Origin of the sequence: Streptomyces sp. NPDC051018 (genome assembly GCF_044456085.1) — a bacterium.
GTDB lineage: Bacteria > Actinomycetota > Actinomycetes > Streptomycetales > Streptomycetaceae > Streptomyces.
Map to the genome: position 1 here is coordinate 1 of NZ_JBITFN010000008.1, position 15490 is coordinate 15490.

The following is a 15490-nucleotide window of genomic DNA, read 5'->3' on the forward strand; positions in this document are numbered from 1 at the left end:
GGTAACTGGTGGAGGTGACCGGTACTAATAGGCCGAGGGCTTGTCCTCAGTTGCTCGCGTCCACTGTGTCAGTTCTGAAACCACGAACAACCCCCGAACCCTGTGTGGGTGGACCGTTGGGTGGTTGGTTGGTTTCATGATGTTTCGGTGGTCATAGCGTGAGGGAAACGCCCGGTTACATTCCGAACCCGGAAGCTAAGCCTTATAGCGCCGATGGTACTGCAGGGGGGACCCTGTGGGAGAGTAGGACACCGCCGAACAATTATTCAGGACCCTTGGTCCAGCGTTCACGCTGGACCAAGGGTCCTTTTTTGTATGCCGAAGCGCATCCGGTGTCCGGGTGCGCGAGAATGACCGCAGTACCTCAAGACAGGAGTCACGCCGATGTCCACCAACTCTCCCGACGATCGTCCGGAGCGCGAGCCGCGCCGTAGGGACGGTGGTGACCGGGGCGGATTCCGTGGTGGTCGTGATGATCGCGACCGTGGACCTCGTCGTGACAACGATCGTGGTGGGTATCGCGGGCCCCGTGACGACCGTGACCGTGGGGGACGCCCGGGCGGTGGCGGTGGTGCCTATGGGCGCCGCGATGACGACCGCCGGCGTGACGACCGCCGTGACGACCGGCCCGGTGGTGGCTCCCGGCGCGATGACCGTGACCGTGGGCCCCGGCGTGATGACCGTCATGACGAGCGTGGGCCTCGCCGGGATGACCGTTCCGGCGGTGGCTTCCGTCGTGATGATCGTGGGCCTCGGCGGGATGACCGGCCCGGTGGTGGGTTCCGTCGTGATGACAGGCGCGATGATCGTCGTGATGACAGGCCGTCGTTCCGTCGCGACGACGACCGCGGCGGATACCGCGGGCCGCGCGACGACCGCGGCGGACGGCCCGGTGGAGGACCCGGGTATGGCCGTCGGGACGACCGTGACCGGGGCTTCCGGCGTGATGATCGGCGGGATGACCACCGTTCTGGTGGTGGGTTCCGGAGAGACGATCGTCGTGATGATCGTGGGCCTCGGCGGGACGATCGGCCCGGTGGTGGGTTCCGTCGTGATGACAGGCGCGATGATCGTCGGGATGACAGGCCGTCGTTCCGTCGCGACGACGACCGCGGCGGGTACCGGGGGCCGCGCGACGACCGTGACCGTGGCGGACGGCCGGGCGGTGGCGGTGCCGGCCATGATCGGCGGGATGACCACCGTTCTGGTGGTGGGTTCCGGCGGGATGACCGTCGTGATGATCGTGGGCCTCGGCGGGACGATCGGTCCGGTGGTGGGTTCCGTCGTGATGACAGGCGCGATGATCGTCGGGATGACAGGCCGTCGTTCCGTCGCGACGACGACCGCGGCGGGTATCGCGGGCCGCGCGACGACCGCGGCGGACGGCCGGGGTACGGCCGTCGGGACGACCGTGACCGGGGCGGGCGTCCCGGTGGCGGCGGTGGCTATGGACGGCGGGACGACCGCGGGGGTTACGGTCGCCGTGACGACCGGGACCGGCCCGAGCGTGAGCCGATCAAGCGGCTGCCGATTCCCGAGGACGTCACCGGTGACGAGATCGACAAGGACGTACGGCAGGAGCTCCAGAGCCTGCCGAAGGGGCTTGCCGAGGACGTTGCCCAGAACCTCGTCATGGTCGCCAAGCTGATCGACGAGGACCCCGAGCAGGCGTACGCGTACTCCAGGATCGCGCTGCGGCTCGCCTCCAGGGTGGCCGCAGTCCGGGAGGCCGCAGGGTTCGCCGCGTATGCGACCCAGAGGTACACCGAGGCGCTGGCCGAGTTCAGGGCGGCACGGCGGATGACCGGCAGTGTCGAGCTGTGGCCCGTCATGGCCGACTGCGAACGCGGGCTCGGGCGGCCCGAGCGGGCGCTGGCCATGGCCGGGGAACCCGAGGTGCAGAAGCTGGACAAGGCCGGGCAGGTGGAGATGCGGCTGGTCGCTGCCGGTGCGCGGCGGGACATGGATCAGCTCGAAGCCGCGATTGTGACGCTGCAGAGCCCCGAGCTGGCCTCCAACTCCGTACAGCCGTGGACCGCGAGGCTGCGGTACGCGTATGCAGACGCGCTGCTGGCGGCCGGGCGGGAGGACGAGGCCCGCGAGTGGTTCGCGAAGGCCCTGGAGGCCGACAAGGACGGGGCGACCGACGCCTCCGACCGGCTGGCCGAGCTGGACGGCGTGGAGTTCGTCGACGCCATCGACCTGGACGAGGACATGGAGATCGCGGACGACGACACCGGCACCGGCTCCGCCGTCGAATCCCCCGATGCCGGTGTCGATGCCGGTGACATGGATGACGTCGAGGACGGCATCGACGGTATCCAGGACGACGAGGACAAGTAGGCAGTAGGCGGAGAAGAAGGGCGGCCCCTCGGGCAGGGGTCGCCCTTTCTCATTCCAGGGTGAGGCTTCTCAGTACCAGTCCCGTCGCCGGCTTCGGGCCGAAGGACGTGGACTTACGGGGCATTGTGACGCCCTTCTCCGCCAGTTCCCGTACGACCTCCTCGCGTACGGGGTGCATCAGGACCGCGGTGCCTCCGTTGCGGACGGCCTGGGTCACGGCCGCCTCCGTGTCATGGATGTAGGCGATCTGCTCAGGAGTGTCCGGGATGCTCCAGAGATGGTCGAGGAGTGTGGAGTGGAGGACCGTCGCGTCGAGGCTGCGCCAGGCTTCCGGGCGGTCGGTCCGGACCGTACGGGCGAGAAGCTCGGGGTCCGGGCGGTCGACGAGATGGAAGGCGCCGTCCCCCGCCAGCAGGAACGCGTTCGACTCGCCGGCCGCTGTCGCGAGCGCCTCCAGGGCCCGGGGGAGCGGGGTGTCGAGACGCCGGACGCGGAAGGCCGTGGCGGTGAGCGCGGTCAGGGCGCCGGCGACGGGGAGGCGGTGCAGCAGCCGGTGGATCGCCCGTACGCGCAGGGGATAGCGGGCCGTGTCGATGAGCAGGACCAGGCCGTAGCTCCAGGGGCCGTGCCCGGGGTGCTCGGCGCGCAGCCGCAGATAGGTGGCCCAGCGGTGATGGCCGTCGGCGATGAGGGCCCGGCGGCGGGCCAGATCGGCGTCGACGGAGGCGAGTTCGGCGGGGTCCGTGACCGGCCACAGCCGGTGGCTGAAGCCGTCTTCCGTGGTCGTGGCGAGCAGCGGCGGGCGGTGGACGGTCCGTTCGATGACGGCGGTCGTGCCGGTCGCCTCGCCCGTGCCGCGATAGGTCAGCAGCAGGGGTTCGAAGTTGGCGTCCGTCGTACGCATCAGGGCCGCGCGGTCGGCAACGATGTCGGACATCACGTCCTCGTGCGGAAGGACGACTCCCTCCGAGGGCTCGGACAGGGCGAGCGCGCCGATGACCCCGCGCTGGAGGATGTCGCAGTGGCGCTGCTCGTACACATAGAGCGCGGGCTCCGGGTCCGGGGCCAGAACCCCCTCGGCGAGCCAGCGGGAGAGGGTGTCGGCGGCCTGCCGGTGGCGGGCGGCCGGGGTGGCGGCCTGAGGAAGGATCAGCCGGACGATGTTGTGCGGGTCGGCCGATTCCAGGTGGTGCAGTCCGTCCGGCCGGACGACGACGTCGTACGGCGGCGAGGTGACCGCGGCGAGAGAGCCGACCCGTTCGGGGACGTAGCGCAGTCCACGGAAGGGGATCAGTCGCAGACCGTCGTCGGCCGCGGGACCTTCGCTGTTCATCCGTGCATCGTATGCGGGGTACGGCATGCGCGATGATCGGGGGAGTGACGGGGAGTGGCACCGATCGAGGGGCGAGCGAGCATGAGTCAGCAGAGCAGGACCCGGCCGGGCGGCAGCGCGACGGCGCTGAGTGAGGCGTACGACACGGCGCTGCTCGACCTGGACGGGGTCGTGTACGCGGGAGGTGAGGCGATCGCGCACGCCGTGGACTCGCTGCTGGCCGCCCGTGACGGCGGGATGCGGCTCGCGTATGTGACGAACAACGCGCTCCGGCCGCCGGACGCCGTGGCCGCGCACATCACCGAGCTGGGGGTGCCCACGGACGCGTCCGAGGTCATCAACTCCGCGCAGGCCGTGGCACGGTTGATCTCCGAGCAGGTGCCGGCCGGTTCCCGGGTGCTGGTGATCGGCGGGGAGGGGCTGAGGGTCGCGCTGCGCGAGCGGGGGCTGGAACCGGTGGAGTCGGCGGACGACGACCCGGTGGCGGTGGCACAGGGGTACGGAGGGCCGGGGCTCGCGTGGGGGCGGTTCGGCGAGGCGTGTTACGCGATCGCGCGCGGGGTGCCCTGGTTCGCGTCCAACACCGATCTGACGATTCCGAGCGGGCGCGGGATCGTGCCGGGCAACGGCGCGGCCGTGGAGGTCGTACGGATCGCCACGGGGGCCGAGCCGCAGGTGGCGGGGAAGCCGCTGCCGCCGATGCACCGGGAAACGATCCTGCGGACGGGGGCCAGGAGCCCGCTGGTGGTGGGGGACCGGCTGGACACCGATATCGAGGGCGCGTTCAACGGGGGAGTCGACTCGCTGCTCGTCCTGACGGGGGTGACCGACGCGGCGCGGCTGCTGGCCGCGCCGCCCGAGCACCGGCCCACGTATGCGGACGCCGATCTGCGCGGGCTGCTGACCGCGCAGCCCGAGGTGAGCGAGGTGGCGGGGGGATTTGTGTGCGGGGGCTGGACCGCTTCCGTACGGGATGACGAACTGGTCGTCGAGGCCCCGGGCAGGAGCGGCGACCGCAGTGACGACCGGGGCGGCAGCGGAGGCGGGTCCGGCGGGGCGATGGACGGGCTCCGGGCGCTGTGCGCGGCGGCCTGGACCCACGCGGGTGACGGTGTCTGCACGGCGGACGCGGGGAAGGCGCTGTCGGTGCTGGGGCTGTAGAGCGCCGGAGGAGCACGGCCGGCCGGGGCAATGCAGGGTAGGCTAACCTAACTTGGTCTCGGTCGGCTGTGCGGCTGCTCCGGTCGCGCCCGGAGCGGGGCTGAGGCGGGCCGAGTGCCGAGCCCCGGGCATCCCGAGCCCCCGATCCAGGAGTGCGACCCCCATGCAGCGACTCACCGCGGAATCGGTCACGCTCGGCTACGACCAGCGCGTCATCGCCGAGGACCTGTCGGTGGAGATACCCGACCACTCGTTCACGGTGATCGTGGGTCCCAACGCGTGCGGCAAGTCGACCCTGTTGCGTGCTCTGGCCCGGATGCTGAAGCCCACCCGGGGCCGGGTCCTTCTCGACGGGCAGGCCATTCACTCCCTGCCCGCCAAGAAGGTCGCCCGGATGCTCGGCCTGCTTCCGCAGTCGTCCATCGCGCCCGACGGGATCACGGTCGCCGATCTGGTCGGGCGCGGGCGCTATCCGCACCAGCGGCTGCTGCGGCAGTGGTCGCCGGAGGACGAGCGCGTCGTGCGGGAGGCGATGGAGGCCACAGGAGTCGTCGCATTGGCGGAGCGCCAAGTCGATGAACTGTCGGGCGGGCAGCGGCAGCGCGTATGGATCGCGATGGCGCTCGCGCAGCAGACCCCGCTGCTGCTGCTCGACGAGCCCACGACCTTCCTGGACATCCAGCACCAGCTCGATGTGCTCGATCTGTGCGCGGAGCTGCACGAGAACCAGGGGCGGACACTCGTCGCCGTGCTGCACGACCTCAATCAGGCCGCCCGGTACGCCACTCATCTCGTCGCGCTGAGCGAGGGGAGGGTCGTCGCCGAGGGCGCGCCGTCGGACGTGGTGACCGCGGAGCTGGTGGAGGAGGTCTTCGGGGTGAGGTGCCGGGTCATCGAGGATCCGGAATCCGGCACGCCGCTGGTGGTGCCGGCGGCCCGCGGACGAGTGGGTGCGCGGTGGTACGAGCCTTGCCGGCGGTGACCCGGAGGGCGACGGGACGACGGTCCGGGATCCGACGGGCGCGAAGCCGCGGTGATCCGAGGCCGTGTGCGGTGGGGCTCCGGTACCGGCCGGCTGTACGTCGGGTGTGCTTCCGCCGCGGGCCCCGAGTCCCACGCGGCGGTCGGGTGACACGGTCGGGCCGCGGCGCCGGGGACGGTCCCGGCGGGGCGCCGACCAGTGCGGTGAACCGGGAGCGTTCACGGGGCGCGCACGCCCGGCTCCTCCCGGGCCCGGCGGCTGTCAGCAGCAGGGCTACGACCGGCAGGGCCAGTCGGGACAGGCCCGGGAGCGTGTCACCCGAGCCGCGTCGTCGGATCGCGTGAGTACGGCCCGTATGAGCTGCTGACCTCCGCTTCGTACCGCACCCGGACACCACGGGCCCACCGGCGGACCCTTGCGGACACCCGCCAGCCGGACCTGCGGTTGTGGGCGGGACCTACAACAGGCTTCTGAGGCGCACCAGATCGCGGAAGCCCGCCTCCAGTTTCACCCGGCCCGAGGCCCATGCCTTGGCGAAGTTCAGGTCTCCGTCCACCATCGCCACCAGGTCGTCGCCCTTCATCGCGAGCCGGATCTGCGCCTTCTCGCGCGGGGGCCCGTCGTGTGTGTCGGCGACCTCGATACGGCCGCCCCGGAGGCGGCCGGTGAACGTGGTGTCCAGGTCCGTGATGTGGCAGCTGAGGGACCGGTCGAGCGCGGTGGCGCTGCGCACGTCGCCGTCCGCCCGCGCGAGATTGTCGCTGAGTCTCTTGAGCGCGCTGCGGCACTCTTCCGTCGTGGCCATCGTGATCGACGTTACCGCAGGCCCTCGGGGTAGCGTCTGGGCATGAGCGACTCTATGCCGGACCGGGAGAGCCACCGGCCCGAGGGTGTGCACGGAGTGCGGGGAGTCACGGCCCCGGACGCGGCGCCCGACGGCAGGGCCGAAGACGTCCCCGGGCCCGCCGGTCCGGCCGCCGCCGCGCCGCCCGTCCCGCCCGGATTCTCCTCGTCCCCCCTGCCCACCATGCCCTCCTCGTCTCCTGGATCACCTGTCTCTCCGTCACCCTCGCCTTCTGCGTACGGCACGGATGAAACCTCCCCCACCGGTGAATCCGCCGACGAACGCTCCGGTGAACTTCCGGCGGACGCATCCCCGGCAGCGCACGAACGCGCGGTGTCGTACGAGCCCGCGGGGCCGGCGCCCCTCGGCGTACAGCGCCGGCCCACCGGGCACGCCGGGGTGGACGCCCTCCTGGAGCGGCTCGCCGACGCCGACCACCTCACGGCGGACGGACACCTGGAGGTGTACGAGGATGTACACGCGGGGCTGCGCGACACACTGAGCGCGCTCGACGCCCGCCAGGGGCCGCCCGTACCGGCGCCCCCGTCACCCGCGTACGACCACAGGAGCTGAACCGAACGTGGCAGGAGTCGCCCGCCGCCGTCTCGACGCCGAGCTGGTGCGCCGCAGTCTGGCGCGCTCGCGCGAACACGCGAGCCAGCTGATCGCCGCGGGACGGGTGACCGTCGGCGGCAACGTCGCGGCCAAACCCGCCACTCAGGTCGAGACGAGCGCCGCCATCGTCGTCACTTCCGACGACAGCGATCCCGACTACGTCTCGCGCGGTGGACACAAGCTGGCCGGGGCGCTGGCCGCCTTCGTGCCGCGCGGACTGAAGGTCGAGGGCCGGCGGGCCCTGGACGCCGGGGCGTCGACCGGGGGCTTCACCGATGTCCTGCTGCGCGCGGGCGCGGCCCATGTGGTCGCGGTCGACGTCGGATACGGACAACTCGCCTGGTCGCTCCGGAAGGATGAACGGGTGACGGTCAAGGACCGTACGAATGTGCGTGAGCTGACACCGGAGACGATCGGGGGTGAGGCGGTGGACCTGGTGGTGGGAGATCTCTCCTTCATCCCGCTGGGTCTCGTCCTGCCGGCGCTCGTCGGGTGCACGGTTCCGGACGCCGACCTGGTGCTGATGGTGAAGCCGCAGTTCGAGGTCGGCAAGGAGCGCCTCGGCAGCGGGGGAGTCGTACGGAGTCCCGAGCTGCGCGCGGAGGCGGTGAGGACCGTGGCGGGCAAGGCCGCGGAACTCGGTCTGGGTGTGCTGGGCGTCACCGCCAGCCCGCTGCCCGGCCCCTCCGGGAACGTCGAGTACTTTCTGTGGCTCAGGGCCGGCGCGCCCGGGCTGGATCCGGCGGACGTCGACCGTGCAGTGGCGGAGGGACCCCGTTGACCACACCACCAGCGACCACCGAACGTACCGTTTTCCTGCTCGCCCACACCGGCCGCAAGGCGGCCATCCGCAGTGCCGAACTCGTGGTGCAGGGGCTCCTGCGCTGCGGTATCCGCGTACGGGTACTGGAGGCGGAGGCCGCCGACCTGCCCCTGCCGCCGTCCGTGGAGACCGCTCCCGAGGCGACCCCGGAGGCGCTCGACGGCTGTGAACTGCTCGTCGTCCTCGGCGGTGACGGGACCCTGCTGCGGGGCGCGGAGTTCGCGCGCGCCTCCGGGGTGCCGATGCTGGGCGTCAATCTGGGGCGCGTCGGCTTTCTCGCGGAGGCCGAGCGCGACGACCTCGACCGCGTGGTCGCCAGAGTGGTCACCCGCTCCTACGAGGTCGAGGAGCGGATGACCGTCGATGTCGTCGTACGCCGCAACGGTGACATCGTCCACCGCGACTGGGCGCTCAACGAGGCCGCCGTACAGAAGGTGTCCCCGGACCGGATGCTGGAGGCCGTACTGGAGGTGGACGGGCGGCCGGTGTCCGCGTTCGGCTGTGACGGCATCGTCTGCGCCACGCCGACCGGTTCGACGGCCTACGCGTTCTCCGCGGGCGGGCCCGTGGTGTGGCCGGAGGTGGAGGCGCTGCTGATGGTGCCGATCAGCGCGCACGCCCTGTTCGCGAAGCCGCTGGTGACCGCGCCGACCTCGGTGCTCGCGGTGGAGGTGCAGCCGCACACCCCGCACGGGGTGCTGTGGTGTGACGGGCGCAGGACGGTGGAACTGCCGCCGGGGGCGCGGGTGGAGGTGCGGCGCGGGGCCGTACCGGTACGTCTCGCCCGGCTGCACCACGCCTCGTTCACCGACCGGCTGGTGGCCAAGTTCGCGCTGCCGGTGTCGGGTTGGCGCGGGGCGCCGCCGGCGAACTAGGCGATCTAGTGCTGTGACCGGACGTTCACCGGCCCGTGACGCCCTGCACGGCTCCCCCTGGGCCTGGCGGCCCGGAGGTACCCCCAGCTGCGTTGTCGGACCGCGCGAGTACGGCGAGTACGAGCTGCGGACCTCCGCCTTGCGCTGCACCGCACCGGACGCCGCGGACCCACGGCAAACCCTTCCGGCCACAGCACTAGCCGGGGCGGGGTCAGCCGCCGGTCTCCGTGCCGGCCACCGGCATTCCCACGCTCACCGCCGGAGTGATCAGCCGCCGAGTCCGATCAGGAAGGGAGCGACGAACGCCCGGGGGGCCTCGCAGGTGACGAGGGCGGGCTCCTTGGGGTCGTCGACGATGGTGAGGTACCCGCCGATCCCGCGCTTCTCCCGCACCGTCCGCAGCGCCGCGGCGTTCCGGAACTCCTCCCCGTCGGCCGTGGTGAAATCGAGCAGGCGGAAGTACTTGTAGTCGCCGTGGACCGCGCGGTAGCCCGCGATCCGGCCCCGGACGGTGATGCCGCCACGGCGCAGCCGCCGCAGAGGGAAGGTGCCCCGGGGCGGCTGCGGGCCGGTATCTCCGGGAGAGGGACCGGAATCCCAGCGGTGCCGTCCAGAGAGCGTGCACGGTGGCGATCGCGGCCAGGAGGGGGTCCTCCGTCCTCAGCGTCACGGTCGGGACCACCGCGAAACGGACCAGCCGGGCCGTGCCGTACCGCACCCGCGTCCGGTCGGCGGCCTCGCGGATCCGGCTCCACCGCGAGGGGCGGGTGATCACCGTGACCCGGATCTCCGCCGCGTCCACGGGCGGGGCGGCGGCCACCGCCCCGGCCACCCGGGCCCGGAAGGCATCGGCGGCGCAGGCGTTCCGAGGGGGCAGGAAGAGGAACGGACGGACGCCCTCCGGCAGGGGTACGTCCTGCCGGAGCCGGACCATGACACCGTGACCCGGATCTCCGCCCCGCCCGTCTCTACCGTCCGGATCGCCTCCACCGGCACCCGCCGGTTCGTCCGGCCGTGCACGAATGTCAGTCCGAGGCCGTCCCCATGTGCCGATGTGCCTGCCGAGGCGATCACCAGTTCTGGTGAAGTGTTTTCCGGCATCTGCGGAGCATTAGGGCGCCCGGGCCCGGTCGTACCAGGTGATGACGGTGATATCGGCACGGGGTCGGCGTCGCGCGCCGCCCGGGAAACCTCGTATGGTCGTGTCCGTGTTGGAGGAGATGAGGATACGGTCGCTCGGGGTCATCGACGACGCCGTTGTCGAGCTGTCCCCCGGGTTCACCGCGGTGACCGGTGAGACGGGCGCGGGCAAGACCATGGTCGTCACCAGCCTGGGTCTGCTGCTCGGCGGGCGGGCCGACCCCGCGCTGGTGCGGATCGGCGCCAAGTCCGCCGTTGTGGAGGGGCGCGTCCGCGTACGCTCCGGCGCGACCGCCGCCGTACGAGCCGAGGAGGCCGGCGCCGAAGTCGAGGACGGCACGCTGCTGATCAGCAGGACCGTATCCGCTGAGGGGCGCTCCCGGGCGCACCTCGGAGGGCGTTCCGTGCCGGTGGGCCTGCTGGCGGAGCTCTCGGACGAACTGGTCGCCGTGCACGGCCAGACCGACCAGCAGGGGCTGCTGCGCCCGGCCCGGCAGCGGGAGGCGCTCGACCGGTACGCGAGCGGGGCGGACGGTGCCTTCGACGCCCTGCGGGCCAAGTACGCGACCGCCTACCGGCGGCTGCGGGCCGTCGTGGCCGAACTGGACGAGCTGACGACGCGCGCCCGTGAGCGCGCGCAGGAAGCGGATCTGCTGCGCTTCGGGCTGGACGAGATCGCGGGCGTCGAGCCACGCGGGGGCGAGGACGACGAACTCGCCGCCGAGGCGGAGCGGCTGGGCCATGCCGAGGCCCTCGCCTCCGCCGCGTCCGTCGCCCACACGGCGCTCGCGGGCAACCCCGAGGACCCCGAGGACGTCGACGCGACCACCCTGGTCGCGGGTGCGGGACGGGCGCTCGACGCCGTACGCGCCCACGATCCCGCCCTCGCCGCGCTCGCCGAGCGCATGGGCGAGATCTCCATCCTCCTCGCCGACGTTGCCGGCGAACTCGCCGGATACGCGGACCGTCTGGACGCCGATCCCCGGCGGCTCGCCGCCGTGGAGGAACGCCGGGCCGCGCTGACGGGGCTGACCCGCAAGTACGGCGAGAACGTCCAGGCCGTCCTGGCCTGGGCGCAGGAGGGCGCCGCCCGGCTCACCGAGCTGGAGAGCGACGACGACCGGATCGGCGGCCTCACCGCAGAGCGGGACACCCTGCGCGGTGAGCTGTCCGGACTCGCGCAGGCGCTGACCGACGCGCGTACCCGGGCGGCGGCGCGGTTCGCGTCGGCCGTCACCGACGAGCTGTCGTCGCTCGCGATGCCGCACGCGCGCGTGTCGTTCGCGATCCGCCAGAGCGAGGACCCCGAGGGCGTCGAGGTGGACGGCCGGCCGGTGGCGTACGGCCCCCACGGCGCCGACGAGGTCGAACTGCTGCTCACTCCCCACCCGGGGGCGCCGCCCCGGCCCATCGCCAAGGGCGCGTCCGGCGGTGAGCTGTCGCGGGTGATGCTGGCGGTCGAGGTCGTTTTCGCGGGGACGGATCCCGTGCCGACCTATCTCTTCGACGAGGTCGACGCGGGAGTCGGCGGCAGGGCGGCCGTCGAGATCGGCAGGAGGCTGGCCAGGCTCGCCAGGTCCGCGCAGGTGGTCGTGGTGACGCATCTGCCGCAGGTGGCCGCGTTCGCCGACCGGCAGCTGCTGGTCGAGAAGACCAGCGACGGCTCGGTCACCAGGAGCGGTGTGACGGTTCTGGAGGGCGAGGACAGGGTCCGTGAGCTGTCGCGGATGCTGGCGGGCCAGGAGGACTCCGAGACGGCCCGCGCACACGCGGAGGAACTGCTCGCGACGGCCCGGGCCGACGGGTAGCCGGGACGGGGTGCGTGACGGCGCCGGGACCGCGCCCCGGTCCCGGAGGCGTTTCGCGCACGGGGCGCCGGCCCCGGGCTTGTCCACGGCCCCTCGTACGGGGTCGGCTCCGCCTCGTACGGGGTCGGCGGTCCAGGCCTTCCGCCGGCGGTGCACGGGCCCTCAGGGCCCCTCGGGTGGCTGCCCGGCTCACCCGTGTGGGTGATACGAGGAGGCCGTGGGCCGGGCACCCGTACGGCTGCGTTCCCGCAACGGGCCTACGGACTGGCATCCTTGGCGGGTGACACAGCTGCGAACGGTCCAAGTGCTGGGCGGCGGCAGCGCGGGAAGCAGCGCGCACGTCCGGTCACTGGCCGCGGGGCTGGTGGCGAGGGGCGTGCGGGTGACCGTGTGCGCCCCTGCCGAACTGGAACACCTCTACGACTTCCCGGCCGCGGGCGCCCATTTCGCGCACGTGCCGCGCCGCAGCGATCCCGCGGCCGTCGCGGCCCTGCGCACCGCCTGTGCGGACGCCGATCTGGTACACGCGCACGGGCTGCACGCGGGGGTGCGGACCGCGCTGGCGCTCAGCGGGCTGAGCGTGCCGCTTGTCGTCACCTGGCACACCCGCGCCCATGACGACGGTGCGCGGGGGCGGGTGCTGCGGCTCCTGGAGCGAAGGGCGGCACGGGCGGCGGCGGTTGTCCTCGGGACCTGCTCCGAACTCGTCGACCGTGCCCGCAGCCGTGGCGCGCGGGACGCCCGGCTCGCGCCGGTCACCGTGCCCGTCCCGGAGGGCCTGTGCGCGGAGGGCAAGGCCAGGGCGGAGCTGGGCGTCCTCGACAGGCCGCTGGTGATGAGCTTCGGCAGCCTCGTGCCGCACCGGGGCTACGGGATTCTGCTGGACGCCGCCCGGCGGTGGCGGGAGCTGGATCCCGTACCGCTGGTCCTGATCGCGGGGGAGGGGCGCGAGCGCGCGGAGTTGGAGCGGCGGATCGAGGAGGAAGAGCTGCCGGTACGGCTGCTCGGGTGCCGGGACGATGCCGTCGATCTGCTCTCGGCGGCCGATGTAGCGGTACTCCCCAGCCGCTGGGAGGCCCGCTCCCTCCTGGCGCAGGAGTCCCTGCGGCTGGGCGTCCCCCTGGTCGCGACATCCGTCGGCGGGGTGCCCGAACTCGTCGGTGACGCCGCGGAACTGATTCCGTACGGCGACGCCGGCGCGCTTGCCGACGCCGTCTCCTCCCTCCTCACGGACGCGCCCCGGCGCGAGACTCTCGCCCTGGCGGGCCGCGTCCAGGCGGCCACCTGGCAGACGGAGGACGAGACGGTGGCCCAGGTGCTGAGCGTCTACGACGAGGTGGTGGCGTCCCACTGAACCGCCCCCGCCGTCCGATGCACGGGCGCGGGCAACTCTCAGCCCCGCCAACGTTTGCGGCACGAGGCCGGCGAGGCAACCTTCAGCTTCGCCGACGTCCGATGCGCGGGGTGGGCAACCTTCAGCCCTTCCGGCGTTTGAGGCGCAGGACCGGTGAAGCAACCTTCAGCCCCGCTGGCGTTTGAGGCGCGAGACGCGGTTTTGTGGCGCAAGGTGCGTGGGCGGCGGGTGGCCCGTTCGCGCTCCGTGGGCGGAGGCTGGGTTCGCCCCCGTCGGCGGGTGCGGGTGGGCAACCCTGGGCCTCGTCAGCGTCCGATGCGGAGGGTGGGCAACTTTCAGCCCCGCCGGCGTTTGAGGCGCAGGGGCCCCGGGGGATGGCACCCCCCGGTCGGAGGAGGTGGCGGCGGGTGGCCCGTTCGCGCCCCGTGCGGAGGTCGACGGCAGCACCTCTCAGCCTCGCCGGCGTTTGAGGCGCAGGGGGCCCGGGGGCCGGCACCCCCCGCTCAGAGCAGGTGGCGGCGGGCGCGGAGTGCCAGGCTCAGGGACAGGACCGTCTGCGGGTCGTCCAGATCCGTGCCGAGGAGGTCGGCGATACGGGCCAGCCGGTTGTAGAGGGTCTGGCGGTTCAGATGCAGCTCGCGCGCTGTCTCCGCCTTGCGGCCCGCGTGCGCGAGATACGTCTCCAGCGTGGGCAGCAGCGCGGGCCGCGACGTCGCGTCGTGCTCCCGCAGCGGCCCGATCGCGCGCTCGACGAACGCCGCCAGGTCCGGATCGTCCCGCAGACGCCACAGCAGCAGCTCCGTGTCGAGCCGCCGCGCGTCGTACCAGGGACTGCCGGTCAGGCCCTGCGCCGCCGTCGCCGTCTCCGCCGCGTGCCGCAGCCCCGCCGAGACGGCCGACCAGTCGCCCGCCCGCCCCACCACCACGACCGGCGGATTCGCCCCCGCCCGTTCCAGCCCGGTGCGCTCCACACCCGCCCGCAGCGCCGCCGCCACCCGGTCCGCGACCCCCGGCCGCTCGGCCTCCGAGCGCAGGCCGACCAGCAGCGGAACCCGGCCCTCCACCGGGCGGACGCCCAGCAGTACGGGCGCGCCCACCGCGGTCAGCTCCTCCAGCAGGGTGTGGGCGAGCGGCGCCCAGGTCCCCGACGACAGGGAGAGCCGCATCACGATCGGCAGCAGCGGTCCGGTGCCCGGTCTGAAGCCGAGGACCTTCGCCTGGGCGGGCGCGTCCGCCGCCGGGATACGCCCCTCCGCGAGGTCGGTCAGAAAGTCACCGCGCCCGCGCGCGGCCAGCTCCTCCTCCTGGCGGGTCTGCATCAGGACGACCGCCAGCAGTCCGGCCGCCCGTTCCGCCGCCATGCGGTGCACCGTGAGCAGCGGTGAGCCGACGGCGGGCAGCACCAGCCTGGCGCGTACCGCGCCTGCTCCCCGCCCGCCGCCGGGAACATCGACAACCACCGTCCCGGCGGGCGGCGAGGCACGGACCTCCCGGGCGCCGCGCAGACCCTCCCACACCTGGAGGGGGTCGGCTCCGGCCGGGCCTGCCCCGGAGCCCGCCGCGTACAGCAGCTCCCCGTCCGCGGTCTCCAGGAAGACCGGGTTGGCGGCGAAGTCCGCGAGGATCCGCAGGACCTGCGGCACCCCGCCGCCGTCGAGGAGCACCTCCGTACAGCGCCGGTGGACCTCCTCCGCGCGCCGCAGGAGGGCGTAGTGCCCGTTGACGATCTCGGTGTGGATCTCCTCCGTCACCGAGACGAAGGGGACCTCCCGGCGCAGCTGCACCAGCGGCAGCCCGGCCGCCCGCGCGGTCTCCACGACGGCCGACGGCAGGGCGCTGAAGCGCGGGCCCAGCTCGACGACCAGCGCGGAGATCCCGCGGTCCGCGAGCCGCCGGACGAAGGCGCGCTGCTCGGCGGGCCGGGTCCCCAGCCCCATGCCCGTGGTCAGCAGCAGCTCGCCCCCCTTGAGCAGGGAGGCGATGTTCGGCACCTCGCCGGCGTGGACCCAGCGGACCGTACGGTGGAGCAGGTCCGCGCCGGCGACCACCTCCGGCAGGCCGGAGCGCAGCCCCGGCAGCTCCAGTGCCCTGCGTACGGTGATACCGCCCTGGGGCTCCCCTTGGGTCTCCACTCAACTGCCGCCTTGCCTTGCGAAAAGGGTCGTAGGGTGCGGTTCGGACGCTACCCCGTCCCGCACCCTACGACCCGGGC

General features: G+C 73.0%; 13 protein-coding genes and 1 rRNA gene. 10 read left to right on the forward strand and 4 right to left on the reverse strand.

Annotated features, from left to right (window positions below; all coding sequences use genetic code 11):
• The first annotated feature begins 143 nt into the window (after window positions 1–143).
• The 3 genes from rrf (at window position 144) to ACIBCM_RS15570 (ending at window position 2343) form a co-directional block, all read left to right on the forward strand.
• Window positions 144–260, forward strand: a 5S ribosomal RNA gene (gene rrf, locus ACIBCM_RS15560).
• Window positions 261–340: 80 nt separating this feature from the next.
• The gene (locus tag ACIBCM_RS15565) at window positions 341–1648 is read left to right on the forward strand and encodes a hypothetical protein (protein ID WP_399243347.1); all 1308 of its coding nucleotides are present in this window, start codon (window positions 341–343) and stop codon (window positions 1646–1648) included.
• Window positions 1633–2343, forward strand: coding sequence for a hypothetical protein (locus ACIBCM_RS15570; RefSeq protein ID WP_399243349.1), 711 nt, complete (start codon window positions 1633–1635; stop codon window positions 2341–2343). Before ACIBCM_RS15565 ends, ACIBCM_RS15570 begins: the two co-directional genes overlap by 16 nt.
• A gap of 49 nt (window positions 2344–2392) precedes the next feature.
• Here ACIBCM_RS15570 and ACIBCM_RS15575 read toward each other — a convergent pair whose 3' ends face one another.
• Window positions 2393–3676: a DUF1015 domain-containing protein gene (locus ACIBCM_RS15575; protein ID WP_399243351.1), complete on the reverse strand. Its 1284-nt coding sequence runs from the start codon at window positions 3674–3676 to the stop codon at window positions 2393–2395.
• Between the two features lie 81 nt (window positions 3677–3757).
• On the opposite strand from ACIBCM_RS15575, the gene ACIBCM_RS15580 reads away from it, so the two are divergent.
• Both ACIBCM_RS15580 and ACIBCM_RS15585 read left to right on the forward strand, forming a co-directional pair.
• Window positions 3758–4837: an HAD hydrolase-like protein gene (locus tag ACIBCM_RS15580; protein WP_399243353.1), complete on the forward strand. Its 1080-nt coding sequence runs from the start codon at window positions 3758–3760 to the stop codon at window positions 4835–4837.
• A 163-nt stretch (window positions 4838–5000) separates the two neighbouring features.
• On the forward strand, window positions 5001–5819 hold the full coding sequence (locus tag ACIBCM_RS15585) for an ABC transporter ATP-binding protein (protein WP_399243355.1): 819 nt from the start codon (window positions 5001–5003) through the stop codon (window positions 5817–5819).
• A 457-nt stretch (window positions 5820–6276) separates the two neighbouring features.
• Here ACIBCM_RS15585 and ACIBCM_RS15590 read toward each other — a convergent pair whose 3' ends face one another.
• Entirely contained in the window at window positions 6277–6624 is a 348-nt protein-coding gene (locus ACIBCM_RS15590) for an SCP2 sterol-binding domain-containing protein (protein ID WP_399243357.1), read from the reverse strand.
• Between the two features lie 42 nt (window positions 6625–6666).
• Between ACIBCM_RS15590 and ACIBCM_RS15595 the strand changes: the two genes are divergently transcribed.
• From ACIBCM_RS15595 to ACIBCM_RS15605, 3 genes are read left to right on the forward strand one after another with little or no spacing between them, the layout of a single operon-like run.
• Window positions 6667–7236 carry a hypothetical protein gene (locus tag ACIBCM_RS15595; protein ID WP_399243359.1) on the forward strand — a complete coding sequence of 190 codons (570 nt, stop codon included), beginning with the start codon at window positions 6667–6669 and terminating at the stop codon, window positions 7234–7236.
• Between the two features lie 7 nt (window positions 7237–7243).
• Window positions 7244–8059, forward strand: coding sequence for a TlyA family RNA methyltransferase (locus tag ACIBCM_RS15600; protein WP_399243361.1), 816 nt, complete (start codon window positions 7244–7246; stop codon window positions 8057–8059).
• Window positions 8056–8976 (forward strand): NAD kinase, encoded by a 921-nt coding sequence (locus ACIBCM_RS15605; RefSeq protein ID WP_399243363.1) that lies wholly within the window; start codon window positions 8056–8058, stop codon window positions 8974–8976. The genes ACIBCM_RS15600 and ACIBCM_RS15605 overlap by 4 nt, the downstream gene beginning before the upstream one ends.
• A 267-nt stretch (window positions 8977–9243) precedes the next feature.
• On the opposite strand, the gene ACIBCM_RS15610 is transcribed toward ACIBCM_RS15605, so the two are convergent.
• Entirely contained in the window at window positions 9244–9369 is a 126-nt protein-coding gene (locus ACIBCM_RS15610; RefSeq protein ID WP_399243365.1) for a hypothetical protein, read from the reverse strand.
• A gap of 803 nt (window positions 9370–10172) precedes the next feature.
• Here ACIBCM_RS15610 and recN point away from each other — a divergent pair.
• Window positions 10173–11924 carry a DNA repair protein RecN gene (gene recN, locus ACIBCM_RS15615; protein WP_399243368.1) on the forward strand — a complete coding sequence of 584 codons (1752 nt, stop codon included), beginning with the start codon at window positions 10173–10175 and terminating at the stop codon, window positions 11922–11924.
• 280 nt (window positions 11925–12204) lie between these two features.
• Entirely contained in the window at window positions 12205–13278 is a 1074-nt protein-coding gene (locus tag ACIBCM_RS15620; RefSeq protein WP_399243370.1) for a glycosyltransferase family 4 protein, read from the forward strand.
• A gap of 503 nt (window positions 13279–13781) precedes the next feature.
• Here the strand turns inward: ACIBCM_RS15620 and ACIBCM_RS15625 are convergent.
• On the reverse strand, window positions 13782–15410 hold the full coding sequence (locus ACIBCM_RS15625) for a PucR family transcriptional regulator (RefSeq protein WP_399243372.1): 1629 nt from the start codon (window positions 15408–15410) through the stop codon (window positions 13782–13784).
• Window positions 15411–15490 lie beyond the last annotated feature (80 nt).